This is a genomic window from Streptococcus sp. 959 (assembly GCF_013277075.1).
GTDB classification, from domain to species: domain Bacteria; phylum Bacillota; class Bacilli; order Lactobacillales; family Streptococcaceae; genus Streptococcus; species Streptococcus pseudopneumoniae_C.
In genome coordinates, this window is sequence record NZ_VMMF01000010.1 from 21,579 (window position 1) to 45,781 (window position 24,203).

The 24,203-nt window shown below is 38.4% G+C and carries 27 protein-coding genes; 1 reads left to right on the forward strand and 26 read right to left on the reverse strand.

All coding sequences use genetic code 11. The annotated features are described in order from the left end of the window. Nucleotides 1-12 precede the first annotated feature (12 nt). The 7 genes from rseP to ruvB all read right to left on the reverse strand — a co-directional run bounded on the left by rseP (nucleotide 13) and on the right by ruvB (nucleotide 8,514). The gene (gene rseP / locus HT717_RS03190; RefSeq protein ID WP_020900021.1) at nucleotides 13-1,272 is read right to left on the reverse strand and encodes an RIP metalloprotease RseP; all 1,260 of its coding nucleotides are present in this window, start codon (nucleotides 1,270-1,272) and stop codon (nucleotides 13-15) included. A 21-nt stretch (nucleotides 1,273-1,293) separates the two neighbouring features. Beyond that, a complete protein-coding gene (locus tag HT717_RS03195; protein ID WP_173304369.1) occupies nucleotides 1,294-2,097 on the reverse strand; it encodes a phosphatidate cytidylyltransferase in 804 nt (267 codons plus the stop codon). Between the two features lie 8 nt (nucleotides 2,098-2,105). Further along, complete coding sequence (locus tag HT717_RS03200) at nucleotides 2,106-2,864, reverse strand: isoprenyl transferase (protein ID WP_084930180.1); 759 nt, start codon at nucleotides 2,862-2,864, stop codon at nucleotides 2,106-2,108. 239 nt (nucleotides 2,865-3,103) lie between these two features. Next, nucleotides 3,104-3,814, reverse strand: coding sequence for a macro domain-containing protein (locus HT717_RS03205; protein WP_173304372.1), 711 nt, complete (start codon nucleotides 3,812-3,814; stop codon nucleotides 3,104-3,106). After that, nucleotides 3,807-6,506, reverse strand: coding sequence for an RNA-directed DNA polymerase (locus HT717_RS03210; protein WP_173304374.1), 2,700 nt, complete (start codon nucleotides 6,504-6,506; stop codon nucleotides 3,807-3,809). The genes HT717_RS03205 and HT717_RS03210 overlap by 8 nt, the downstream gene beginning before the upstream one ends. 456 nt (nucleotides 6,507-6,962) lie before the next feature. Next, nucleotides 6,963-7,535: a nucleotidyltransferase family protein gene (locus HT717_RS03215; protein WP_173304376.1), complete on the reverse strand. Its 573-nt coding sequence runs from the start codon at nucleotides 7,533-7,535 to the stop codon at nucleotides 6,963-6,965. After that, nucleotides 7,516-8,514, reverse strand: a complete 999-nt coding sequence (gene ruvB / locus HT717_RS03220; RefSeq protein ID WP_345890438.1) for a Holliday junction branch migration DNA helicase RuvB — start codon at nucleotides 8,512-8,514, stop codon at nucleotides 7,516-7,518. The genes HT717_RS03215 and ruvB overlap by 20 nt, the downstream gene beginning before the upstream one ends. Nucleotides 8,515-8,647: 133 nt before the next feature. Between ruvB and HT717_RS03225 the strand changes: the two genes are divergently transcribed. Then, nucleotides 8,648-8,740, forward strand: a complete 93-nt coding sequence (locus HT717_RS03225; RefSeq protein ID WP_000970382.1) for a type I toxin-antitoxin system Fst family toxin — start codon at nucleotides 8,648-8,650, stop codon at nucleotides 8,738-8,740. A gap of 637 nt (nucleotides 8,741-9,377) precedes the next feature. Here HT717_RS03225 and HT717_RS03230 read toward each other — a convergent pair. From HT717_RS03230 to rplO, 19 genes are all read right to left on the reverse strand, one after another. Further along, nucleotides 9,378-9,794 carry a GNAT family N-acetyltransferase gene (locus HT717_RS03230; protein WP_173304378.1) on the reverse strand — a complete coding sequence of 139 codons (417 nt, stop codon included), beginning with the start codon at nucleotides 9,792-9,794 and terminating at the stop codon, nucleotides 9,378-9,380. A gap of 11 nt (nucleotides 9,795-9,805) precedes the next feature. Beyond that, nucleotides 9,806-10,501: a GNAT family protein gene (locus HT717_RS03235; RefSeq protein WP_173304380.1), complete on the reverse strand. Its 696-nt coding sequence runs from the start codon at nucleotides 10,499-10,501 to the stop codon at nucleotides 9,806-9,808. A gap of 94 nt (nucleotides 10,502-10,595) precedes the next feature. Next, nucleotides 10,596-11,015, reverse strand: coding sequence for a DUF3021 domain-containing protein (locus HT717_RS03240; protein WP_173304382.1), 420 nt, complete (start codon nucleotides 11,013-11,015; stop codon nucleotides 10,596-10,598). A 9-nt stretch (nucleotides 11,016-11,024) separates the two neighbouring features. Then, nucleotides 11,025-11,480, reverse strand: a complete 456-nt coding sequence (locus HT717_RS03245; RefSeq protein ID WP_173304384.1) for a LytTR family DNA-binding domain-containing protein — start codon at nucleotides 11,478-11,480, stop codon at nucleotides 11,025-11,027. A gap of 18 nt (nucleotides 11,481-11,498) precedes the next feature. Then, complete coding sequence (locus HT717_RS03250; protein WP_173304387.1) at nucleotides 11,499-12,341, reverse strand: ABC transporter permease; 843 nt, start codon at nucleotides 12,339-12,341, stop codon at nucleotides 11,499-11,501. Next, entirely contained in the window at nucleotides 12,341-13,207 is an 867-nt protein-coding gene (locus HT717_RS03255) for an ABC transporter ATP-binding protein (RefSeq protein ID WP_173304389.1), read from the reverse strand. Before HT717_RS03255 ends, HT717_RS03250 begins: the two co-directional genes overlap by 1 nt. A 166-nt stretch (nucleotides 13,208-13,373) precedes the next feature. After that, on the reverse strand, nucleotides 13,374-15,875 hold the full coding sequence (leuS, locus tag HT717_RS03260) for a leucine--tRNA ligase (RefSeq protein ID WP_049540605.1): 2,502 nt from the start codon (nucleotides 15,873-15,875) through the stop codon (nucleotides 13,374-13,376). A 156-nt stretch (nucleotides 15,876-16,031) separates the two neighbouring features. Further along, the gene (locus HT717_RS03265; protein ID WP_049540602.1) at nucleotides 16,032-16,727 is read right to left on the reverse strand and encodes a histidine phosphatase family protein; all 696 of its coding nucleotides are present in this window, start codon (nucleotides 16,725-16,727) and stop codon (nucleotides 16,032-16,034) included. A gap of 244 nt (nucleotides 16,728-16,971) precedes the next feature. Continuing rightward, nucleotides 16,972-18,309 (reverse strand): PFL family protein, encoded by a 1,338-nt coding sequence (locus tag HT717_RS03270; RefSeq protein WP_049540601.1) that lies wholly within the window; start codon nucleotides 18,307-18,309, stop codon nucleotides 16,972-16,974. A gap of 9 nt (nucleotides 18,310-18,318) precedes the next feature. Next, on the reverse strand, nucleotides 18,319-18,585 hold the full coding sequence (locus HT717_RS03275; protein ID WP_000644124.1) for an ACT domain-containing protein: 267 nt from the start codon (nucleotides 18,583-18,585) through the stop codon (nucleotides 18,319-18,321). A 264-nt stretch (nucleotides 18,586-18,849) separates the two neighbouring features. Continuing rightward, nucleotides 18,850-19,236, reverse strand: a complete 387-nt coding sequence (rplQ, locus tag HT717_RS03280; RefSeq protein WP_000331493.1) for a 50S ribosomal protein L17 — start codon at nucleotides 19,234-19,236, stop codon at nucleotides 18,850-18,852. An 11-nt stretch (nucleotides 19,237-19,247) separates the two neighbouring features. Further along, entirely contained in the window at nucleotides 19,248-20,183 is a 936-nt protein-coding gene (locus HT717_RS03285) for a DNA-directed RNA polymerase subunit alpha (RefSeq protein WP_000568988.1), read from the reverse strand. Between the two features lie 42 nt (nucleotides 20,184-20,225). Continuing rightward, nucleotides 20,226-20,609 carry a 30S ribosomal protein S11 gene (gene rpsK, locus HT717_RS03290; RefSeq protein ID WP_001118385.1) on the reverse strand — a complete coding sequence of 128 codons (384 nt, stop codon included), beginning with the start codon at nucleotides 20,607-20,609 and terminating at the stop codon, nucleotides 20,226-20,228. Between the two features lie 17 nt (nucleotides 20,610-20,626). Beyond that, complete coding sequence (gene rpsM / locus HT717_RS03295) at nucleotides 20,627-20,992, reverse strand: 30S ribosomal protein S13 (protein WP_000090781.1); 366 nt, start codon at nucleotides 20,990-20,992, stop codon at nucleotides 20,627-20,629. 17 nt (nucleotides 20,993-21,009) lie between these two features. Then, the gene (gene rpmJ / locus HT717_RS03300; protein WP_001808836.1) at nucleotides 21,010-21,126 is read right to left on the reverse strand and encodes a 50S ribosomal protein L36; all 117 of its coding nucleotides are present in this window, start codon (nucleotides 21,124-21,126) and stop codon (nucleotides 21,010-21,012) included. A gap of 24 nt (nucleotides 21,127-21,150) precedes the next feature. Continuing rightward, nucleotides 21,151-21,369: a translation initiation factor IF-1 gene (gene infA, locus HT717_RS03305; protein ID WP_001029883.1), complete on the reverse strand. Its 219-nt coding sequence runs from the start codon at nucleotides 21,367-21,369 to the stop codon at nucleotides 21,151-21,153. Nucleotides 21,370-21,485: 116 nt separating this feature from the next. After that, complete coding sequence (locus tag HT717_RS03310) at nucleotides 21,486-22,124, reverse strand: adenylate kinase (protein WP_001050436.1); 639 nt, start codon at nucleotides 22,122-22,124, stop codon at nucleotides 21,486-21,488. A gap of 256 nt (nucleotides 22,125-22,380) precedes the next feature. Then, nucleotides 22,381-23,691, reverse strand: a complete 1,311-nt coding sequence (gene secY / locus HT717_RS03315) for a preprotein translocase subunit SecY (RefSeq protein WP_173304391.1) — start codon at nucleotides 23,689-23,691, stop codon at nucleotides 22,381-22,383. Between the two features lie 12 nt (nucleotides 23,692-23,703). Next, nucleotides 23,704-24,144, reverse strand: coding sequence for a 50S ribosomal protein L15 (rplO, locus tag HT717_RS03320; RefSeq protein WP_000766089.1), 441 nt, complete (start codon nucleotides 24,142-24,144; stop codon nucleotides 23,704-23,706). Between the last annotated feature and the right edge of the window lie 59 nt (nucleotides 24,145-24,203).

The window sequence follows — 24,203 nt, forward strand, 5'->3', positions numbered from 1 at the left end:
AATATTCCTCGATTATCTAAAAAAGAGTCGCATGATGTCATTCCAAGTCACAGCAATCATCAAGACAACCATGATGACCACTCCGGCCAAGGTGACATAGGTTTCAATTTCTTGTTTCAATGGTTTGCGGCGAATGGCTTCCAGGATATTGAGCACAATCTTACCACCATCCAATGCTGGAATCGGAATAAGATTAAAAATCCCGATATTAATGGAAATTATTGCCAAGAAGTACAAGACGTTCTCAATTCCATTTTTAGCAGCATCACTACTTGCCTTAAAGATGGCAACAGGTCCACCTAGCTTGTTCAAATCCGGTTGGAAAATCAGATTTTTCAGAGCCGATAGAATTCGGAGAGCCGAGTCAGCAGCACTTGTAAATCCACCTACAAAAATGGATAGAAAGTCCGACTTAATTCCTGGTTGAACACCTAGAAGATATCGACCTTGATTTTCTTCTGGGGTAACAGTTACTTGTTTGTCACTACCATTTTCAGAAATAGTCACATCCAAAGTCGGGGCCGTCTTATCTTTGGTTTCTGATTCCACAGCCTGAATCAAACTTTCCCAGTTGCTAATCTCATGTGAGCCAATCTTGGTAATCTGAGCCGTTTCTGGCACTCCTACCTTAGCCAAAGCCCCTTGGGGCATAACATGGAACTGGTTGGTATCGACATCTCTGACACCACCCTGCATGAAGATTAAAATCCAGAAAACAACGACACCTAAGATAAAGTTGTTCATAGGACCTGCAAAGTTGGTAATCAGTTTTCCCCAGATAGTTGCATTTTGATATTGAACATCCAAGGGAGCAATCCGAACCTCAGTTCCATCTGCTTCTACAACCGTTGCATCGTGATCCACTGCAAATGTTTTCTCTTCTTCCAGAACCAAGCCCTTGATAAAGAGCTTGTCTTCAAAGTCAAACTGGGTCACCTGCATAGGGAGGGCTGTTTGATCTAATTTTTTACCTGAAAGATTGATGCGTTTAACCTTACCATCATCAGTAAGCGTCAAACTGACAGGAGTTCCTGTCTTGATTTCAGTCGTATCATCACCCCAACCGGCCATACGGACATAGCCACCCAGAGGCAAGATTCGAATGGTATAGGCCGTTCCATCCTTGCCAATATGAGCAAAGATTTTTGGCCCCATACCAATGGCAAATTCACGCACTAGAATTCCTGATTTCTTGGCAAAGTAGAAGTGCCCGAACTCGTGCACCACCACAATAATCCCGAAAACCAGAATAAAGGTTAAAATTCCGAGCATAGTATTTCCTCCGTCTTTTGATTAAAAGAGTCCAAATAAGTGCATGATTGGAAATACAAGCAACATACTATCGAAACGATCCAAAACACCACCATGCCCAGGGATAAATTTCCCAGAATCTTTGACACCAAAGTGACGCTTAATCGAGCTTTCTAGTAAATCACCAAATTGTCCAGCCACACTAAAGAAAATAGCAAAAACTGACATCTTGTAAATTCCATACGGAAGAGCAACTGTACTGTCAACTATCATAAAGATAATGGTTACTAAAATTGCTCCTACAATACCGCCAAAGGCACCCTCAAGTGTTTTATTAGGCGATACCCTTGGTGCTAATTTTCGTTTCCCATAGTTCATCCCAGCAAGATAGGCACCACTGTCTGTCGCCCAAACAATACACAAGGCTAATAGTGCCTTATCTAAACCTGCAACGCGAGCATCTAATAGAGCATTAAATCCAAAGCCAACATAGAAACTCATAGCAAGAGGGAAAACAGCGTCCTCAATCGTATAGGACTTGCTAAAAACAGTCGTTCCTAACATGATTGAAATCAACACACTATAAGCAACCACATTCCCATCAACTGGCAAAAAAGTCAGGTAATTCTCCAAGGGAATGGTCAAGGCAAAAGTTGCAAAGAGGGTCAGGAGGCCTTCCATCGTCATGGTCTCTAGACCTCTCATCTTCAAAAGTTCATGCATGGCTAGCATGGCTATGATTCCAATTGCTATCTGCAGCAAGAGTCCCCCAATCATTAAAATTGGTAGGAAAATAGCCAGGGCAATCCCTGCAAACAAGGTTCTTTTCTGTAAATCCTGTGTCATATTTCCTCCTAAACTCCTCCAAATCGGCGGTGACGACGATTGTAGGCAAGAATGGCTTCCTGCAAGGCTACCTCGTCAAAATCAGGCCACAAGGTGTCCGTAAAATAGAGCTCACTATAGGCCCCCTGCCATGGAAGGAAATTGCTCAAGCGCAATTCTCCACTAGTCCGGATAATCAAGTCTGGATCTCGTAACTCCTTAGGCAAATGCTGGGTAAAGAGATAGTTGCCAATCAATTCCTCTGTAATGTCACCTGGGTTGATTTTGGCATCTAACACATCCTGGGAAATCAACTTAAGAGCCTGTGTAATCTCAGCACGTCCACCATAGTTGAGGGCAAAATTAAGAATCAAACCTGTGTTGTTCTTAGTCAATTCCTCAGCCTTTGTTAAAGCTTCAAAGGTTTGCTTAGGCAGGCGATCTGTCTCCCCAATCATTTGAATCTTAACATTATTCGCATGCAATTCAGGGACATAATTATCATAAAACTCTACGGGCAGGTTCATGATAAACTTGACTTCCTGATCGGGGCGGGTCCAGTTTTCTGTAGAAAAAGCATAAACTGTAATAACCTTGACACCTAGCTTGTTAGCTGCCTTAGTCACAGTTTGTAATGCTTCCATGCCCGCCTTGTGTCCGAAGACTCGCGGTTGCATACGTTTTTTAGCCCAACGACCATTCCCATCCATGATGATGCCGATATGAGCAGGAACCTGGGTCGGAACTTCTACTTCCACAGCCTTATCTTTCTTAAAAAATCCAAACATGATCTTATTCCTATTCAAAAATCTATCGTTTCATTATACCATATTTCCCTATTTTCTTCTATCACTAAGCTATTTATTCTCAGGCACCAAGCCCATTTTTCAAAAAAATAAGTCGCCTGATTGGGCGACTCTATTTTTTATAGGGAGATTATTATGAAAAAGTTTTAGGAGTTTAAGTTAAGGTCTTCCTAACTTATGAACTTAGTATAAACTCCCTTGCTCAAATTTTTCTTATACACTTATACAATAGTATACTTTTTAGGCCTTGTATTATCCTTATTTACGACAATATGAATATCTATTTCTCGTTTAAAATTATATGTTTCAAATGCTAACTTTATGAGGTTAAGCCTATCAGAACTAGTAGGTGTTGAATTCTTGAAACTTATTCTTCCACCCAAAACAGGACATACTATTTTCCTCCCTTTTGCATTATTTTCTATGTATTCACAAAGATCGTACAACATTGAAAAATAGTCTCTAATATCTTCTAAAATAATCGTATCATTTTCATCAAAGCAAGCAATTTTAACTAGATAATATATAGAAGAATTGTTTTGAAACGTTACAATTCGATTGGCTTCCCTCCTTACGTCTTCTAAATCAAGCACATTAATTCTATTAAGAAAGTGAGAATATACAGACTTTGAACTAATTTTAGTTTTATCAACAGTTAAATCATCATCGGTTGCAATAACCCTGATATAGTCATTATATTTCGTCTTGAAGATATCATCATAATAAATCTTTAGATTTAGCTTTTGTGTATTACTCAAAAATTTATATCTATTCTTCTTGTAAACATATGCAATTATAAACGAAATTAATAAGATTAATAATTGACAAGTAATATATCTTCTAGACTCGTTTGGTATCAATGGCTGTAAAAATTGTATACTACCAAACCACGCTAATGTAATTGGGCCATACTCTTTAATTTTACTAATCATAATACTCCTCTGTATTTCTATAATAGTATTTTGGAGGGTTCTGCTTCATATTTTCATTGAGATTATCTAGTCGTTTACTATTTATATCATCTAAATCTATATCGCAAATATCTACATGAGTATTCTTCGACCCTTTATGACTTGAAACTACACGCTTATACTCCTCCTTATAAGGAACAAAAATTTGAACTCCACCCAGCTTAGAATAATTTGTTATACTCGTTACGGCCATCAAATCTCTAGAGAGGCTCTCAGAAATTTGGTAATAATACTTTATATCTTTATTATTAGTTATAAGATGTATTACAAATGGTTCTTCTTTAGAAATTTCATATTTCAAATCTATTGAAGTTGCTTCATAACAATTTAAAAAAGCATGCTTATATCCTCTGAATTCAAATGTATGATTATATTCTTCTTTTGGAATGTACATTCTCCAATTAAGAGTCTTGCTATCGGGTTTACTATGCCTAAATTGATTGTATTCGTCTGGTGAAGGGTATATCTTTGGAATTAGTTGAATTTGAGCATCTTTATAGTCAACACCTTTAATTATTGTTCTGAGTGGTATAATAACAATTGTTAGATTTAAGATTCTTCCATTTATAAATATAAAATCTAGTCCACCTACTATCAATGTTTTGGTCTTTACGGCATGCTTTACTACAGTAACAATATCTTCAATACTGATTCCTTGCTCAGGAAAAGAAATAATATCAGCATTATATTTATCTGATAAATTTAAAACAGTTACAATATCTGAAAGTGAAGATAAATTTTCTGTTGTTTTAATAAATGTATCTAATTTTTCCTCTGAAGAGTAGATATTTGCTTGAGCAAATCGAAGAGATGATTTTTGCTCATAATCTTCTAAAAGCACATCCTTATTTGCAGTTTTTTTAGGATATCCATTACTCTCATTCCACTTTTTGAATAAACTATTTAGTTCGTTAAATTGATTAGATTCTATTTTCAATTTTTGAAACTCTTCCTCACCAATGTGCTTAAATATCTTGTATAGTTCTTTTAATTGAATCTCATAGTTAAGTAAATATTTATTTTCTTGATATTTATATTTTGGTTTTCTAAAATTATCTTGTAAACTAACAAATAGCTCGTTGTCATTTTCTAAAAAACATTTTTTTAATAAGTCTTCATAATATTTTACGAAAGTACCTATCAATTCATCATCAATAGATTTAATATTTTTTAGTTTATTGTAGAACATAGTTTTAACCATAATTTTTTTATCTAACTTTTGTAGATTTTGAGAAATTTTTTCTATTGTACATAACTGATACCAATAATCATATAGTTCTAAAAAAAATTCATCATCAACAAAATCATAAAAATATTTGAGAAACTTTTTTGATAGTTCGATATTCTTTTTATGATTTTCTTTTCTCATACTCCCATAAATAGAATAAAAAATTGTAGAAATTACTCTGCTTAAATGTTTTTTATCCTTGGATATTGTAAATAAATCAGATAATTTTGTAATATCTTTTGTTAAAATATATGCTTTGTCAAACTCGTCTTCAAACTCTAATGGATCAATAATTCTATGATTATCACTAGATAATCTTGAGGTTTCCTTTTCAAATTTTTTCAAATAATTTATATCATTCTTTTCACTTATAATAAAATATAAAGTCTTTTCAAAATTAAGATTTATATAAACATCCTTTTTCTTTAACTTTTCTTTTATTTTATCTAATTCTCCTTCGATATCATTAACAATTTCATTTTTATTATCATTATTTATTTCTTTAACTATAACAAAAGATATATCATCAACATACCTTCCATACTGTATGGGATTATGTCTAGATTTTATCTCTTTGTCTAACTCTTTAAGATAAATATTAATTAATACATTACTAGGAAAGAATCCAATAGGTAAAACATTTATATTATTCTGAGAAGATGATCTTGCTATGTACTCCTTGATAGTTTGTAAAGCATTATATTTCTTTAAAACACTGAAAACATAATCATTTAATCTGATTACAGTTTCACCTGCTTTACTATCTTTAAGAAAAGATTTAATTTTACTCTTTAGTTCACCTATATTAATAGAATAAAAACATTTACTGAGGTCTGTCTGTACTAAAATACCTGTTTTATTATTTTCAATCAAAGTTTTCACTTCTTTAAAACTTGCATCTCTAAAATCAGAATAAGCTTCAAAATAAGGTTTAAAAATGGAGCTTGTATTTTGAGAAACTCGATTTGCATAAACATCTTTAGATAATTGTCCATTATCTAATTCTCTACCTATAACTTCTACCCAAATTGCTCCCAATATCATTATTTTCAAATCAGATAGTAAGAAATAATTATATTCTATGGCACCATTTATTTTATTTTCTGCAGCAAAACTGATAACATTTTTTTCTTGTTCACATAAATTATCATCATCTTTGTTATTCACTTCTTTCTCCGAACGACTAATTTTTTTGAATAAGGGAATGGCATCGATAAAATAATTTTCTATATCAAACCGAGAACCTTTTACTTCATAAATAACGTTTTCAATTTCCTCTTCTAAATATTCTCTAATTTTTAGAGAGTTCTTATCTGTACTCCCAAACCATTTAACCCAATTATACATATATCTTTTATTGTATCTTAATTCTGTTAAAATTTTGTTTGCTAAATATTTTTTATCAACTATAATATCGTTATTCATTTGTCCTATAAAATCCCTTCACTTTTCACGATAAACTCAAAAGTCTATAGCATCTTTCTTACAAAACTTATTATACTATTTAAGTAATTTTAGTTCAATAATTATTAGTCTATAGATTTAATAGTCATTTTCATAAACAAATTCCGATATTTCATTTATCGGAAACTACTCTCTAAAAGCTAAATAAAATAAAATTAAATCAGTATTATAAAATGTAATATTCTGTGGCTATATTATACTCTGTATTGATTATTATCTTTTACGTAACTAATCAATCTTTTATTAACTATATGATAAATTTGAAAAATTAGCTATTATTTAATCATTAAAAAATAAGCCGCCTGATTGGGCGACTTTATTTTTTATAGGGAGATTATTATGAAAAAGTTTTAGGAGTTTAAGTTAAGGTCTTCTTAACTTATGAACTTAGTATACACTTCCTAGCTTAAAGTTTCCTTAAGTATTTTTAAAAATCAAATTTTTCCATTTTTCTTGCCAATTTTTCTTGGATAATCGTGTTTGATAGAGCTTCATTCGGTCTTGATTCTCTAAAAAATGAGGAGTTGGGCGAACTTGGAAATTCAAAATATCCTCAAGTCCATAGGAAGTAAAGAATTCTAAAGCGAAGTCTTCATTCAATCGGAGCCCAATCGCCGTACACCGTTCTGGATACTTACTCATAGCATCACAAGAGCTGCTATAGGGAGCAGTGTGAGGGCTATGCTGGTGCATATAGACCTGATTTTTCAACTCCCACTGGTACTGAGGAAAATCCGCTCTCAACTTTTTCTCTAGGGACAAGGTTTCCTCATAAGAAATATCTGGATCAAAGAAAATGACATCAACATCTGTTTCACAGTCAAAAGGTGGCCTGTCTGACAAGAGATTCCATATGAAATTTCGTACCGAACCTGCTGCCAACCACGAGTCTTTCAGACCAAGATCTCGGATGATGGTCAGAATAGTCATCATATCCGGATTTTCTCTAAAAACCTCTAGTATTTCTTGCTCATTTTTCACTGTATTCATAACCTAAATGCTCGTAGGCCTTAGCCGTTGCAACCCGTCCAGACCGTGTCCGCATGATAAAACCTTTTTGAATCAAGTAAGGTTCGTACATATCCTCAACCGTCTCACGCTCTTCAGCGATATTCACAGAAAGAGTTCCTAGACCGACAGGACCGCCGCCATACATCTCAATCATGGTGCGAAGGATTTTCTGGTCTACATAGTCCAAGCCTTCATGGTCAACATCTAGCATGGTCAGAGCCTTATCGGTAATAAGATCATCGATAACCCCATTCCCCATAATCTGGGCAAAATCGCGCACGCGCTTGAGGAGACGATTGGCAATACGAGGAGTCCCACGACTACGTAAGGCTAACTCAGATGCTGCCTCATGAGTAATTTCCATCTCAAAAATATCTGCCGTCCGCTCGACAATTTCCGTCAAATCAGCATGGGCATAATACTCCATATGACCTGTAATCCCAAAACGTGCCCGTAGAGGATTTGAGAGCATACCAGCCCGAGTTGTCGCACCAATCAAAGTAAAAGGTGGCAACTCCAAATGAACACTGCGACTGCCTTCACCAGCACCAATCATGATATCGATGTAAAAGTCCTCCATCGCACTATAAAGCACCTCTTCCACCGACATAGGCAAGCGATGAATTTCATCAATAAAGAGGACATCCCCAGGCTCTAAGTCATTCAAAATCGCTACCAGATCACCAGCTTTTTCGATAACAGGACCCGACGTCTGCTTGAGATTAACTCCCAGTTCATTGGCAATAACAAAGGCCATGGTCGTCTTCCCCAAACCTGGAGGCCCGAAAAGGAGGACATGATCCAGCGCTTCATCCCGCATTTTAGCGGCTTCGATAAAGATTTGAAGCTGATCCTTGACCTTATCCTGCCCGATATATTCACGTAAATACTGAGGACGGAGCGTGCGTTCTACTAACTCCTCATCCCCCATTATATCATTGTCTAAAATTCTACTCATGGCTCTATTATATCAAAAATCCAAGCCACAAACAAAAAAGCCACCTAATTAGATGACCCCCGAGTTTAGCATGTATGTGGTATAATATTGTTCGGCACTGCTACACCGCCTACGAAAGGAGGTGAGATAGCCCATGATGGAATTAGTACTCAAAACTATCATCGGACCAATTGTGGTCGGTGTCGTTCTTCGATTAGTCGATAAATGGCTAAACAAGGACAAATAGTGTCAAAAAAGACCTCAAGCTTAATGTGGAAGTTAGCTTGAGGTCTTTTCTAGTCCATGATATAGAACTAGTACTCAATTCCTTTTTATTATCCCACAGTTCACAAAATTTGTCAAAGGTTTATATCCTCAGCTTCTCAAGCTTTAACCGTTTTACAACAAGACTTTCAAGTTTAAGAGAAAGTTAGGGATTCTATCAATTTCATAGAAATTTTGATTTAGTAAATGAAGAGACAATCTTACATGTCACTCCTCATTTAATACGCCACTACTGGACAAGCAAAATCATTATTACAACAGTTCCAGTCCTTCAATTAACAGTCACTTACAATCAAATTGAGTTTGAAGTAGCCGAAGCAACAACAGACCTATTTCTTAGTCATATTTCCTAAAAAAGTCCCCTCCAATTCCCCGACCAAAATCCGAAAATACCGGAAAATATCGGAAAATTATTTTAGAATAGTCCTCAAAAGCCCGAAATAGAGCCAAAAAACTCCACCTGATTGGGTGGAGTTAAGGGAGATTATTATGAAAAAGAAAAGTTTAGGATTTTATTAAATAAAGTTAGGAGGTCTTTATTTAATGACTATATGATACTAGACCATCCTTAAACTTTGCTTAAGAAAAAACTAGTTTTGTTATTTTTCTCGATTTACCCAAGTCATCCCTATACAATTATAGGTGGATAAGATTTCAAAGCCCATAGAACGATAGAATACCAAGGTTTTTTCTGTCTGTTCTGTCACCAGCTGGACTTGATAGACATCTTTGTAATCCTCTAAAGCCTCTTTCATTAGGGCTCTACCAATCCCTTTACGCTGATAGATAGGTAAAACGATCAAATCCTGGACAAAAATCGATGAGAAACCATCTCCGACTAAACGGACCAAGCCCACCACAGTATCACTATCAAGCGCCACATAAATCGCTAATGAATGAGATAAGGCCTGCTCCAGCATCTGAGGTTGATGGGTATAATTTGTCCAACCGACAGCCTGATAAAGATGCAAAACATCCTCTAGCTTGACAATGTCTTGCTTTTTAATAGTAATCATCTCAACACCTCTTAGAGTTCTCTCAAGCTCTTATACTGCCGCCCATTTTTATCAAAATTTTCAGGATCCAACCATGCTTCCAAACGAGCTTTGACTTGTGGCCAGTCCTTATCAATCATAGACAACCAATCCGTATCCCTCGTACGCCCCTTATAAACGACTGCCTGACGGAAGGTTCCTTCATAGACAAATCCCAAACGCTCCGCAGCTCGTCTGGATGGCAGATTAAGAGAATCACATTTCCACTCGTAGCGACGATATTTAAGCTCCTCGAAAACATAGCGCGCCAGGAGATACTGAGCTTCTGTCCCTATTCGTGTTCCCCTGAGTTCTGGAGAAAAGGTGACGGCACCCACTTCTATTACTCGGTTATTTTGGTCAATGCGCATAAGAGAAAAAGTTCCCAAGGCCTTACCAGTTGCCTTATCTACAATCGCATAGTAAAAGCGATCCTTACGAGCTAACATCTGATTTAAAAGGCTAACCAGCTCCTCCATATCTGCCACTGACTCCTGAAAGAGGTAAGTCCACATCTCCCGAGGAGTATCTGGACCATAAACAGCTAATAAATCCTTCGCATGCTTTTCCACCGAAAGAGCCTCTATCCGAGCATAACGCCCTTCTAAGAAATCAATAGAAGGCAGTGCACCGGATGTATAACCTTCCATTGACTCACCAATCATCTGACCATATTCATTTACTGGCATAGCTTTCTCCTTGTTTTTACACTGAAAATACTATATCATAAATTACTCTAAATGGAAACTAGCACTCTCCTCCAACTTCATACTAAACACTTCACTATTTATCCTTTTTCTGTCTTTTATCCTCTAAGGCTTGATTAATTCGTTGGGTGAGTTTGTGAGTTTGCCAGATTTGATACAACCATATCAATCCATAAATTAACAAGAAAAAGAACCAAAGCAAGGGACTCCACAAGGCTGAACCCCAACCAAAAAATAGAGAGGTCAATACTAAAATAGTAGCTGTCACTAATAAATGAACTCCTACGCGTATACTAAAAGCAAGAAACTCTAGCTTTTCAAGTATTAAAGTCAATACCCCCATAATTCCACCCATTAAAAACAGAGCTAGAATATTTTTTATCATTGGTTCAGGATAGGTAATACCTGGATAACACTGAGCTAATAACATCATACTCAAATAAAAGAAGGAAGCCGTACGCATTCCCGATACAAAATAATCAATTAATCGTTTCATGATTTTCTCCTATAAACCTAGATAATTCATTAAGGACTTAACGTATTTCCGACTCACACTAGATTTGATGCCCCGAGTCATTTTAGCCATCATGTTCCCTGAAAAACTATCTGATAACGATTCTAAGTGGTCAATGTTTATAATTGAATGGCGTGATATCTGTATAAAGTTACGCCGATTAATCCGATTCTGAAAGTTTGTCAATGTTTCCTTAGTTTTATAAATCCCGTCTACCGTATAAATGGTTAATAAATTCTTGTCAATATCAGCTAGAATAAGATCCTCAATTTTCACCATAACCAGATAATCATCCGTTCGAATAGGAATGGCCACCTGATTGGTCGTTGAAAATTGTTCTAAATACTCCATGATTTCCCTTGCTTGGCCGGTTAACTGAGCTGCCTGAATTACAATATGTGGGTCCTTTTCTGAAAACTCTGCCTTCATTTCAAAACGAATCTTCATTTTCTCTCCAATATACTTTTATTTTCTCTTGCTAAATACTTTAACAAATAAAAGCCAAAGAAGAATAGCGACGAGACATATAATAACCACTATAAAGTATGTCTCTTCCTTTGTCAATAGTTCTTGCCAGTTGATTTGGATTCCCATTTTTTCTTGAAATTCCTTTAACAATCTGCTATTTCCTGTAAATGCAGTCTCTAATGGTTCTTTCATTAAAATTTGTCTATAGAGAGAAGCAATATAAGTTGCAGGGGTACACTTCATGATAATCTGTGCAAAATCAGGTAATACTCCAATAGGGACATAAGTTCCTACTAAAAATCCAGAAGCAGTTCCCACTATAGTTGCCAGTTTGCCAAGGCTATCTACAGATTGAAAACGGTAAATCAAGAGAATATTTATCAAACTTGAAAGCAGACTACTTAACAACATAATCAAAGCAATTTCCGGTAAATGACTGATAACTGGACTCTCTTTAAAATAAAGCCCCATAACAGCAAACATAAACACCTGCATGACAAAAGAGATGGCAATACTACTGATTAGATAGGACACCTGTAAACCCCAGCTACCCAAATCTGTCAAGAAGAGATCTTGATCCACTTGATTTTCACGATCCTGTACCATTTGTGTAAGAGCCGTAAAACTGGTTGTAATCCCAGTCACAGCCAAGGTCCCACCCATCAGCCAGTTATTTAAAAGGTTCGTATTATCAGGGAGTTGGGACCAAGCATCTGTCAAGTTCTTCTGCAAAAAAATGATATAAAGGAGGAAGGAAATCAATGCCCCCAATAATGAGAAAAATACTCCTGAACGATTACGAAAATATAAGATAAAATTCCGTTTCAATAAAGATAACATTAGCGAACCTCTCTTCCTGTAAGTGCAATAAAGGCATCATCCATGGTACCTGGACGAAACTCAAAAGAATCAATTTCTTCTCGTACTTTTGCCAAATATTCAATAGCTTCCAGTGATGTCCTTGGATAAAAAAGATATTCCAACTCATTTTCTTCCTTTACTGTCATTCCAGTCTGTAGCAACTTTTCTAAATCCTTCATTTCTTTAAAACGAATTTTTAGAATATTAGATGCATACTGACTTTTAATAACCGTCGCAGAACCTTGCGCAATCATTTTCCCATGATCAACGATATAAATCTGATCCGCTTCATCCGCTTCATCCAGATAATGAGTCGTTAAGATAATAGTCATCCCTTCATCCTTTTGTAGTCGAGACAGTAAATCCCAAATGGCTTTGCGAGTCTGAATATCTAGACCTGTCGTTGGTTCATCTAAGAAAAGAATATCTGGCTGTGAAAGAAGAGCACGCGCAATATCAACCCTACGTTTTTGCCCACCTGACAAAGTCCCATATAGTTGCTTCTGGAAAGCAGTCAAACCCAGTTGATGGATCAAATCATCCACACGACTTGCAACAATCTCCTTATACTGTTGAGCACGAATCGTAAGATTTTCCCTAACCGTCAACATGTCATCCAGTACACTAGCTTGAAAAACTACTCCGATTTTCGTATTTGGCGCATATCGAATCTGACCTTTTGTAGGCTTTTTCAAACCGATTAACATGGAAATGGTGGTTGATTTTCCTGCACCATTTGGACCCAAAATAGCATTAAAACTCCCTTTTTCAAACTCTAACTGAATATCGTCAACAGCCATATGATCGCCGTACCATTTAGTCAAATGTTTAGCTTGTAAAATCATATTTATTTCCTCCTCTTTACCTAACCAGTTTAACAAAAAGTATGAAAGAAAAATCGACTTTTGAGATAAGTGGTTAAAATGAGAGGTTAAGTGGTGAGATGATGGAAACAGAATTATATTTTTCATTCAAAAAATCCTCCAGATTCTACTCTGAAGGATTCTTATCTTATTTCACAACAATATTAACCAATTTATTCGGTACCGCAATCACTTTCACGATTTCCTTACCGTCAATTTCTGCTTTGACTTTTTCATCAGCGAGAGCAATTTCTTGCAATTCTTCACGTGATAGATCTTTAGCGACCATCAATTTGGCACGGACTTTCCCTTTGATTTGGACAACGATTTCGATTTCGTCTTCAACCAATTTACTTTCGTCCCATGTTGGCCAAGCCACGTAAGAGATTGATTCACCTGTCGCTGCAACAGTTTGCCAGAGTTCTTCTGCCAAGTGAGGTGCAAATGGAGCAATCAATTGGATAAAGCCTTTGGCGTAGTCCACATAGAGTTTGTCTTCCTTGTTAGCAGCGTTGACAAAGACCATGAGTTGGGCAATAGCTGTGTTGAATTTCATAGACTCGATTTGCTCTGTGACAGCTTTAACGGTTTCGTTATAAACCTTGTCGAGAGCGCCATTGTTTTCTTCGACGATTTCTTTACTTGTAATCAAACGGTAAACACGGTCAAGGAATTTACGGCTTCCTTCTAGACCTTCTTCAGACCAAGCGATAGACGCATCAAGTGGGCCCATGAACATTTCATAGACACGAAGAGTGTCGGCACCGTATTGTTCCACCACGTCGTCTGGATTAACAACGTTCTTAAGAGATTTAGACATCTTAGCTGGTGCTTGCTCCAACTCTTCTCCTGTTTCTACATGGAAGAAGGAACCGTCACGTTTCTCAACCTTGTCAGTCGCTACAAGCGCGCCACGGTGGTCACGGTAGCTGGTTCCCAAAATCATTCCTTGGTTAAAGAGTTTTTGGAATGGTTCCTTAGTTGGAACAACACCGAGGTCATAGAGGAATTTGTGCCAGAAGCGAGCGTAAAGCAAGTGAAGTACAGCATGTTCCGCACCACCCACGTAGATATCTACTGGCAACCATTGTTTGAGAAGGTCCTCATCAGCCAATTTCTCAGTATTGTGTGGATCAATATAGCGGAGGTAGTACCAGCTTGATCCAGCCCATTGTGGCATGGTGTTTGTTTCACGACGACCTTTGACGCCATCTTCACGAGTCACTTCAAGCCAGTCTGTCAAGTTAGCCAATGGACTTTCCCCTGTACCTGAAGGGCGAATATCCTTGGTTACAGGCAAGACAAGTGGCAATTCATTTTCAGGGACAGTTGTTGAAGTTCCATCTTCCCAATGAATGATTGGGATTGGCTCACCCCAGTAACGTTGACGACTAAAGAGCCAGTCGCGGAGACGGTAAGTAACTTTCTCTTGTCCACAACCTTTCTCTTCCAACCAAGCCACAATCTTAGCAATAGCATCTTCTTTATTCAATCCATTTAGGAAGTCTGAATTGACATGAAGTCCATCTTCTGTGTAGGCAGCTTCTGCTACATTTCCACCTTCCAGCACCTCTACGATTGGAAGGTCAAATTGTTTGGCAAATTCCCAGTCACGTTGGTCATGAGCAGGTACAGCCATTACCGCACCTGTCCCATAGCTAGCAAGAACATAGTCCGCAATCCAGATTGGAATTTCCTTGCCATTGACAGGATTGATGGCATAAGCACCAGTCCAAACTCCTGTTTTTTCCTTAGCAAGATCTGTACGAGCCAAGTCAGACTTGAGACTAGCTTGGTGTTTGTAGTCTGCTACAGCCTCTGCTTGCTCCGGACTTGTGATAGAGTCAACCAAGTCATGCTCAGGAGCCAAAACAGTGAAAGTCGCACCGAAAAGGGTGTCCGGACGAGTCGTAAAGACTGTGAATTCCTTGTCTGTTCCCTTAACTTTAAAGGTTACATTGGCACCAGTTGATTTACCAATCCAGTTGCGTTGCATGTCCTTGATAGACTCTGGCCAGTCAAGTTCATCCAAATCGTTAAGCAGACGCTCTGCATAGGCCGTGATTTTTAGCATCCATTGGCGCATCGGTTTGCGGACAACTGGATAGCCTCCACGCTCAGAAGTTCCATCAGGAAGGACTTCTTCGTTGGCAATGGCTGTTCCCAACTCTTCAACCCAGTTTACTGGCACTTCCGCTTCATAAGCCAAGCCCTTTTCGTAAAGCTTTGTGAAAATCCATTGAGTCCACTTGTAATAGTTTGGATCTGTTGTGTTGACTTCACGATCCCAGTCGTAAGAGAATCCAAGCGCATTGATTTGACGTTTGAAGTTGGCAATGTTTTCAGCTGTAAATTCTGCTGGGTCATTACCTGTATCCATAGCGTATTGCTCTGCAGGCAAACCAAAAGCATCCCAGCCCATTGGGTGAAGGACATTGTAGCCTTGCGCACGTTTGTAACGGCTGAGGATATCAGTTGCGGTATAGCCTTCTGGGTGTCCTACGTGCAGACCCGCTCCAGACGGATAAGGGAACATATCGAGAGCATAAAACTTCGGTTTTGATGCATCTGTTCCTGTCTTAAATGTATGATGTTCTGCCCAGTAGCCCTGCCACTTAGGCTCAATTTCTTTATGATTGTAAAAACTCATGGTCTCTCTCCAATTTTGTGATGTTACTATTATACCATTTTTGAGGGAATTTGAAAGATGAGAAATGTTCTTTTGGACTTGGATGGCAAGAAAGACCGAATCGCAAATCCAGATTATGTAGCAGTATAAAAAATTAGCTCCATTTGGAGCTAACTTCTATTGATTATTTGTCTCTCGCATCTTCTCCCGTCCTAGTTCTCGGTAACTACGGTCACCAACAACCTCAACGCTAAACTGGCCGTCCTCATATTCAAGGATCGTCACGCTACCATTATCGAGACCATGCGGGTGCATGCCATTAATCAGATAAACAATGGTTCCAATGGTCATTCCATGGCTAACAACGAGAGCATTGCCCCCACCTTGTTCTTCCATTTCTTTGCCAATCGCTTCAAAGCCTTCCTTGATTCGACCACTGAGTTTTTCCCAGCCTTCAGCCCAACCAGCTGTATCAACCTCTACCAAGCCCTCAGCCAGTTCAGCATAAGACAATTGGTGAACGTGGTCCACATTAAAGATACGAGGAATAATACCCATGAAAAGATCACCATCGTAGGCTCCATCAAAGCTACCGAAACACCATTCTCTGATACGCTTGTCCATGCGATATGGGATTTTCCCCTGCAAGCCCAGTTCTTCAAGTATGATTCCCATTGTCTGAATGGTGCGACCAGAATCACTGGAATAAGCGCGCTCAAACTGTAGACCAGACTCTCGCAAACCAATCCCTAATTCTTGAATTCCTCGCTCACCTTCAGCTGTTAAGGGAGTATCGCTCCAACCTTGCGCGCGACCAATCGTGTTAAACATGGTCTTGCCATGACGTACCAAATACAATCGTACTTTTACCATTTTCCGTCCTCCGTTTGCTTCTATTATATCATGGATGATAAAACAAAAGCCACCCAGACAGGTGACTTTTGCAGGAGATTATTATGAAAAAGTTTAGGAGTTCTATTAAATAAAGATATTAGATGAAAATCAAATTCAAACTAAATCAGAGTTATCTGTTTCAAATAATATTAGGAGGTCTTTATTTAATGATTATAGTATACACACCTAACCTTAAATAGAACTTAAAATTTCTCCTATTTTCTTAATTTTTAAAACTATGAATTGGTGCTGGGATTTGTCCTCCACGAGAGATGAAATCAACAGAAGAAGCTCCATTGACCTTCATAACAGGTGCAGTTCCTAATAAGCCACCAAACTCAATCATATCTCCTTCTTTTCCTTTTGGAATGATACGAACAGCCGTTGTCTTCATGTTAATAACACCAATTGCAGCTTCATCTGCAATCATAGCAGCAATGGTTTCAGCAGGCGTATCCTCTGGGATGGCAATCATATCCAATCCAACAGAACAGATAGCCGTCATGGCTTCTAGTTTTTCTAAATTAAGAGAACCAGTTTGCACTGCAGCAATCATCCCCTCATCCTCAGAGACGGGGATAAAGGCACCAGACAAACCACCGACTTGGTTGCAGGCCATCACTCCGCCCTTCTTAACTTGGTCGTTCAAGAGAGCCAAGGCAGCCGTCGTTCCATGCGTACCAACTGTTTCTAGTCCCATCTCCTCAAGGACACGTGCCACAGAATCCCCAACCGCAGGAGTTGGCGCCAAACTCAAGTCTACAATACCAAACTCCACACCCAATCTCTCGCTGGCCATTTGACCAACCAATTGACCGATACGAGTGATTTTAAAAGCAGTCTTCTTGACCGTTTCAGCTACTACATCAAAACTCTCTCCACGAACTTTTTCCAAGGCACGCTTCACCACACCAGGACCAGAAACCCCGACATTGATGATAACATCTGCTTCCCCAACACCGTGGAAGGCACCCGCCATAAATGGATTGTCCTCAACAGCATTAGCAAATACAACCAGCTTAGCTGCCCCCATATCAGATAGATGAGCCGTTTCCTTAATAATACGTCCCATATCTGCCACAGCCGTCATATTAATACCAGACTTGGTTGAGCCGATATTAACTGACGAGCAGACCTTGTCCGTTTCTGCCAAAGCAAGAGGAATAGAATTGATGAGAATCTCATCTCCCTTTTGATAACCCTTTTGTACCAAGGCAGAAAAACCACCAATAAAGTCCACACCAATCTCTTTCGCAGCCTTATCAAGCGCTTTTGCCAGAACCACGTAGTCCGTCGCATCTGTCGCAGCCCCAATCAGAGAAATAGGAGTCACCGATACACGCTTATTAACGATTGGAATTCCCAACTCAGCCGCAATCTCATCCCCAACAGCCACTAAATTAGCCGCCTTAGTCGTAATCTTTTGATAAATTTTCTCAGCAGCACGATTGATATCTGGATCGATACAGTCCAAAAGGGAAATTCCCATAGTAATGGTTCTGATATCGAAGTTTTGCTCCTCAATCATGGCGATGGTTTCAGTAACTTGTCTAATATCCATGTGTAACTCCTAAATATTATACATAGCTTCAAAAATCGCAGCACTTTGAATATTAATTTTCACATTCAAAGTTTGTCCAAAAGCTTCGAATTCATTACGAAGATAAGTGAAATCTTGCTTTTCATCACTAGAGACGACAGCCATCATCGTAAAATATTCATCCAAAACAGTTTGAGAGATATCGTCTATGTTCAAACCCAATTCTGCAATTTTACCAGAAACACCTGCAACAATTCCAGATTTATCTTTACCAACAACAGTTATAATCGCTTTCATAAGCAAACTCCAATTCTTCTTTTAATAGGAAACCTGAACATTAAACAGGATTCTTTTCAAATAGTATAGCATAATTCTAACTAAAATACTCAAAAACGCCTGCTTACGAAGTTGTTCTTAAGCAAAAAACAATTTCGTAAACAAGCGTCTACTATCCCAACTTATGATGAGTGTTCCCGCTAGGACCGAAATCCTAGCGGTAGACCAGAGCTAGACTAAGAGCACAAGACTCCATCATCATAACACTCAACAAAATTGATGATTTTATACTAATTCGATGATCGCCATTGGCGCTGCATCACCACGACGTGGTTCAGTTTTAAGGATACGAGTGTATCCACCGTTACGTTCAGCATAACGAGGTGCGATTTCTGAGAACAATTTTTGAAGTGCTGTAGTAGAAGTGTACTTATCAGTTGCTTCATCATAGTTTTCAGATGCGATTTCATTACGTACGAAAGCAGCTGCTTGACGACGTGCATGCAAATCACCACGTTTACCTAGAGTAATCATTTTTTCAACAGTTTTACGGATTTCTTTAGCACGAGCTTCAGTTGTCACGATTGATTCGTTGATCAAAAGGTCAGTTGTCAAATCGCGAAGCATTGCTTTACGTTGTGAGCTAGTGCGTCCTAGTTTACGGTAAGCCATGTATTCCTCCTTTATTTATCTTTTAATCCAAGACCTAAATCAATGAGTTTGAGTTTCACTTCTTCCAAACTCTTGCGTCCAAGATTTCGTACTTTCATCATCTCTGCTTCAGATTTTTCTGTCAAATCATGCACAGTATTGATACCGGCACGTTTCAAACAGTTGTATGAACGCACAGATAAGTCCAGTTCCTCAATCGTACGATCCAAAATACGGTCGTCAGATTCAGTATCAGCTTCTTTCATCACTTCAGTTGACTTAGCAATCTCAGTAAGATTTGTAAACAAATCAAGATGTTCTGTCAAAATACGTGCTGAAAGCCCTAAAGCATCTTCTGGAATAATTGTTCCATTTGTCAAGATTTCAAGGGTTAGTTTGTCAAAACCATCGTTGCTACCTACACGAGCAGGTTCAACTTGATAGTTGACTTTGGTAACTGGTGTATAAATAGAATCTACAGCAAGTGTCCCAACTGGTGCATTATCCTTTTTATTTTCATCTGCAGGTACATATCCACGACCACTGTTAACAGTCATAGTCGCTTTTAGAGAAGAACCTTCACCGATTGTAAAGAGATAATGATCTGGATTTACAATTTCAATATCGCTATCTGTCAAAATGTCACCAGCTGTTACTTCAGCAGGACCTTCAACATCCAGTTCGATGATTTTTTCGTCTTCAACGTACGATTTCACTGCAATTCCTTTAATGTTCAGAATGATTTGCATCACGTCTTCACGAACACCTGGAACTGTGTCAAACTCATGTAACACACCATCAATGTTAATAGATGTCACAGCTGCTCCTGGTAGAGAAGCTAGAAGTACACGACGAAGAGAGTTACCAAGAGTTGTACCGTAGCCACGTTCAAGTGGTTCGATTACAAACTTGCCATAATCTTTATTTTCATCAATTTTTGTTATATTTGGTTTTTCAAACTCGATCATTTAGTTACTCCCTCTTAAACGAAAAGCAGTGTAATGCGATGATTATACACGGCGACGTTTTGGAGGACGAGCACCATTGTGTGGCACTGGAGTCACATCGCGAATTGCTGTTACTTCAAGACCAGCGGCAGCAAGCGCACGAATAGCTGACTCACGACCAGAACCTGGACCTTTTACAGTAACTTCAACTGATTTAAGACCGTGTTCTTGTGCAGATTTAGCAGCAGCTTCTGAAGCCATTTGAGCAGCGAATGGTGTAGATTTACGAGAACCTTTGAAACCAAGAGCACCAGCTGATGACCAAGCAATTGCATTACCATGCACATCAGTAATCATAACAATAGTGTTATTAAATGTAGCGTGAATATGAGCAATACCAGATTCGATATTCTTTTTCACACGACGTTTACGTGTTGGTTTAGCCAAGACTTTTACCTCCTATATTATTTTTTCTTACCAGCAATCGCAACAGCTTTACCTTTACGAGTGCGAGCGTTGTTTTTAGTATTTTGTCCACGGACAGGAAGTCCACGACGGTGACGGATACCACGGTATGAACCGATTTCCATCAAACGTTTGATGTTCAAGTTTACTTCACGACGAAGGTCACCTTCAACTTTGATTGCATCCACTTCACGACGGATAGCATCTTCTTGATCTGATGTAAGATCACGTACACGAACATCTTCTGAGATTCCAGCAGCAGCCAAAATTTTCTTAGATGTTGCAAGTCCGATACCATAAACATAAGTCAATGAGATTACTACGCGTTTGTCATTTGGAATGTCAACTCCAGCAATACGAGCCATGTTTTCTCCTTTCTATCTTATCCTTGACGTTGTTTGTGTTTTGGATTTGCTGGGCAAATTACCATAACACGACCATTACGACGAATAACTTTACAGTATTCGCAAATTGGTTTGACCGATGGTCTTACTTTCATTTCTTATCCCTCCAAGTTTTTCGATTATTTAAAGCGGTAAGTGATACGTCCACGTGTCAAGTCATATGGACTCATTTCGACAGTAACACGATCTCCCGCTAAAATACGAATATAGTTTTTACGAATTTTACCAGAAACTGTTGCTAAAATCTGATGTCCATTTTCAAGTTCAACCGTAAACATTGCATTCGGCATTGTATCAACTACTTTGCCTTCAACTTCAATCACATCGTCTTTTGCCACGCAAAAGCACCTCCATAAATTTCGATTCGATGCCTCTAGACACAGAGACAACAATTATAAGTCAGACTATCTCAGTATAACATTTATAGCGGATTTTTGCAAGTGTGAAAAACGCTTTATTTCAAATTTGTCAATACTTTTTCGATATCTGAGAAGACATCATTGATATCTTGATTACCTTCGATATCATGAACCAAACCTTTGGCACGATAGTGAGCAATAATTGGTTCTCCTTGAGCAATATTAACGTCCAAACGACGTTTTACTGTCTCAGGTTTATCATCTTCACGTTGGTAGTAATCTTCTTCTTTATAGTCAACTGGTGGGTTAAAGACCTTGTGGAAAGTTTCTCCAGTTACGCGGTGGATGATACGACCACTCAAACGTTCCAAGAGGCTATCTGGATTCACTTCAATGTTGATGACACCTTCTAGTTCAATGCCAAGTTCAGCCAATGTTTTGTCCAAGGCATGAGCTTGTTCAATTGTACGTGGGTAACCATCCAACAAGAATCCTGTTTCTTTAATATCATCTTGTGAAAGACGTTCTTTTACGATTCCATTTGTAACTTCGTCAGGAACCAATTCACCCTTGTCAATGTATGACTTGGCAAGAACACCCATTTCAGTTTGATTTGCCATAGCAGCACGGAACATATCACCTGTTGAGATATGTGCAACATGGAATTGTTCTACGATTTTTGCTGCTTGAGTTCCCTTACCTGCACCAGGTAAGCCCATAATCAAAAGATTCATGATTTGATCTCCTTATTTTATTTTTAAATAGAAGCAAAAAGTCTTTTCACCCCTATTTAAAAACAAAATAGAAGAGGGGAGACCAAACTCTCACAAATGTCAGAGTTTAAACCTCCACTCCCTCAGCATTTACTGATTCATACTCAATGAAAATCAAAGAGCAAACTAGGAAGCTAGCCACAGGCTGTACTTGAGTACGGCAAGGTGAAGCTGACGTGGTTTGAATTTGATTTTCGAAGAGTATCAGTAAATACTTTTATTCTGTTCTATCCATGAAACCAACATACTTACGTTTCAATAGGTATCCTTCCAATTGTTTAATTCCTTCAATACCTGTAGAGATAATGATCAAAAGACTTGTTCCTCCAAAAGCAACCGCTTCTGAAAGTCCAAAGAAATCTTTCGCTACAATCGGTAAAATAGAAATCACACCAAGGAAGAGGGAACCAACAGTTGCAAGACGACGAAGAAGTTTAGACATATATTCTTCTGTACCTTTACCAGGACGAACTCCGTGGATATAGGCACCGCTCTTTTGTAGGTTCTCTGCCGCTTTTTCAGGATTAATCTGTACAAACGTGTAGAAGAATGTAAAGAGAATAATCAATAAAGCATACATGGCAATACCAGTTGGTGAAGTTGTTGCCAGCATTTCTTGTACTGTTCTTACCCAAGCCCAATCATGACCTGTAGCGCTCAAAAACTGAAGAATAGCCGCTGGAGCTGCAGTAATCGAACTTGCAAAGATAACAGGGATAACTCCAGCAGGGTTTACCTTCAAAGGAAGGTAAGAGCTAGATGGAGCACCTTGTGCAACCTTAGTATATTGGATTGGAATTTTGTATTCTGCTTGTTGAACATAAGTTGTAAAGTAAATGATCAACAATACAGCAATAATCAAGATGATTACGAAAATGATAGATGAGTTGATACGGCTACTCGGGACATTCACAAAGTAGTCTACATAGATTCCCTGAATCATCTCTGGAATTGAAGCAACAATCCCGGCAAAGATAATCATAGATACACCATTTCCGTATCCCTTATCTGTAATTTGCTCTCCCAACCACGTCACAATCATGCTACCAGCTGTTAAGATGATACCAATCATGATAAAGACTTGTGGAGTAAGAGCCGTTTTCAATAATTGAGCTCCAGCCAAAGTATTAAAACCAGCTGTAATCCCGATAGATTGCACAAAGGCTAGACCAAGAGCAATATAACGAGTAGCTTGATTCAATTTTCTTCGACCTACTTCCCCTTGTTTCCCCCACTCTACAAATTTTGGTAAAATATCCATTTGCAAGAGTTGGACAACGATAGAGGCTGTAATGTAGGGACTAACACCAAGTGCAAAAACTGAGAAGTTTTTCATGGCATTCCCTGACACTAAGCTCAACATGTTTAAGAAGGATAATCCACTTAAAGCATTCAAGCTATTGGCATTCACACCAGGAACCGTAATACTAGTTCCGATACGAAAGACCAACACGATAAAAATTGTAAACAAAATTTTTGATCGAACCTGCTTGACTTTAAGAGCTTCTCTTAATAATTTAAAAAACATAGGTCACCTCTCTTAGATGACTTCTACTGAACCACCTTTAGCAGTGATAGCTTCTTCAGCTGATTTAGAGAATTTAGCTGCTTTCACAGTCAATTTCTTAGTCAACTCACCGTTACCAAGAATCTTAACGCCTGATTTTTCAGCTTTAACAATTCCTGCTTCGATAAGAACAACTGGAGTAACTTCAGCACCATCTTCAAAGACGTTCAATTGGTCAAGGTTCACAATTGCGTATTCTTTAGCGTTGATGTTAGTGAATCCACGTTTTGGAAGACGACGGAACAATGGAGTTTGTCCACCTTCAAAACCAAGGCGAACTCCGCCACCGCTACGAGCTTTTTGACCTTTTTGACCACGACCAGATGTTTTACCGTTACCTGATGAAGTACCACGACCAACGCGGTTACGTACTTTACGAGAACCTTCTGCAGGTTTCAATTCATGAAGTTTCATTTTTATTTTCTCCTCTTTTGTAAAATGCTAGCGCCGATAAGGGAGAAAAGGTTGTCTCC

What these genes read in the sequence shown, in the direction of transcription:
- rplO (WP_000766089.1), bottom strand. Translation starts at nt 24,144, where the DNA reads ATGAAACTTCATGAATTGAAACCTGCAGAAGGTTCTCGTAAAGTACGT.
- HT717_RS03250 (WP_173304387.1), bottom strand. Translation starts at nt 12,341, where the DNA reads ATGTTATCTTTATTGAAACGGAATTTTATCTTATATTTTCGTAATCGT.
- HT717_RS03210 (WP_173304374.1), bottom strand. Translation starts at nt 6,506, where the DNA reads ATGAATAACGATATTATAGTTGATAAAAAATATTTAGCAAACAAAATT.
- HT717_RS03230 (WP_173304378.1), bottom strand. Translation starts at nt 9,794, where the DNA reads ATGATTACTATTAAAAAGCAAGACATTGTCAAGCTAGAGGATGTTTTG.
- leuS (WP_049540605.1), bottom strand. Translation starts at nt 15,875, where the DNA reads ATGAGTTTTTACAATCATAAAGAAATTGAGCCTAAGTGGCAGGGCTAC.
- HT717_RS03275 (WP_000644124.1), bottom strand. Translation starts at nt 18,585, where the DNA reads ATGAAAGCGATTATAACTGTTGTTGGTAAAGATAAATCTGGAATTGTT.
- ruvB (WP_345890438.1), bottom strand. Translation starts at nt 8,514, where the DNA reads ATGAGTAGAATTTTAGACAATGATATAATGGGGGATGAGGAGTTAGTA.
- rpsM (WP_000090781.1), bottom strand. Translation starts at nt 20,992, where the DNA reads ATGGCTCGTATTGCTGGAGTTGACATTCCAAATGACAAACGCGTAGTA.
- rpmJ (WP_001808836.1), bottom strand. Translation starts at nt 21,126, where the DNA reads ATGAAAGTAAGACCATCGGTCAAACCAATTTGCGAATACTGTAAAGTT.
- secY (WP_173304391.1), bottom strand. Translation starts at nt 23,691, where the DNA reads ATGTTTTTTAAATTATTAAGAGAAGCTCTTAAAGTCAAGCAGGTTCGA.
- HT717_RS03225 (WP_000970382.1), top strand. Translation starts at nt 8,648, where the DNA reads ATGATGGAATTAGTACTCAAAACTATCATCGGACCAATTGTGGTCGGT.
- HT717_RS03205 (WP_173304372.1), bottom strand. Translation starts at nt 3,814, where the DNA reads ATGATTAGTAAAATTAAAGAGTATGGCCCAATTACATTAGCGTGGTTT.
- HT717_RS03235 (WP_173304380.1), bottom strand. Translation starts at nt 10,501, where the DNA reads ATGCCAGTAAATGAATATGGTCAGATGATTGGTGAGTCAATGGAAGGT.
- HT717_RS03255 (WP_173304389.1), bottom strand. Translation starts at nt 13,207, where the DNA reads ATGATTTTACAAGCTAAACATTTGACTAAATGGTACGGCGATCATATG.
- HT717_RS03195 (WP_173304369.1), bottom strand. Translation starts at nt 2,097, where the DNA reads ATGACACAGGATTTACAGAAAAGAACCTTGTTTGCAGGGATTGCCCTG.
- HT717_RS03285 (WP_000568988.1), bottom strand. Translation starts at nt 20,183, where the DNA reads ATGATCGAGTTTGAAAAACCAAATATAACAAAAATTGATGAAAATAAA.
- HT717_RS03245 (WP_173304384.1), bottom strand. Translation starts at nt 11,480, where the DNA reads ATGAAGATTCGTTTTGAAATGAAGGCAGAGTTTTCAGAAAAGGACCCA.
- HT717_RS03215 (WP_173304376.1), bottom strand. Translation starts at nt 7,535, where the DNA reads ATGAATACAGTGAAAAATGAGCAAGAAATACTAGAGGTTTTTAGAGAA.
- rseP (WP_020900021.1), bottom strand. Translation starts at nt 1,272, where the DNA reads ATGCTCGGAATTTTAACCTTTATTCTGGTTTTCGGGATTATTGTGGTG.
- HT717_RS03240 (WP_173304382.1), bottom strand. Translation starts at nt 11,015, where the DNA reads ATGAAACGATTAATTGATTATTTTGTATCGGGAATGCGTACGGCTTCC.
- HT717_RS03270 (WP_049540601.1), bottom strand. Translation starts at nt 18,309, where the DNA reads ATGGATATTAGACAAGTTACTGAAACCATCGCCATGATTGAGGAGCAA.
- HT717_RS03200 (WP_084930180.1), bottom strand. Translation starts at nt 2,864, where the DNA reads ATGTTTGGATTTTTTAAGAAAGATAAGGCTGTGGAAGTAGAAGTTCCG.
- rplQ (WP_000331493.1), bottom strand. Translation starts at nt 19,236, where the DNA reads ATGGCTTACCGTAAACTAGGACGCACTAGCTCACAACGTAAAGCAATG.
- HT717_RS03265 (WP_049540602.1), bottom strand. Translation starts at nt 16,727, where the DNA reads ATGGTAAAAGTACGATTGTATTTGGTACGTCATGGCAAGACCATGTTT.
- HT717_RS03310 (WP_001050436.1), bottom strand. Translation starts at nt 22,124, where the DNA reads ATGAATCTTTTGATTATGGGCTTACCTGGTGCAGGTAAGGGAACTCAA.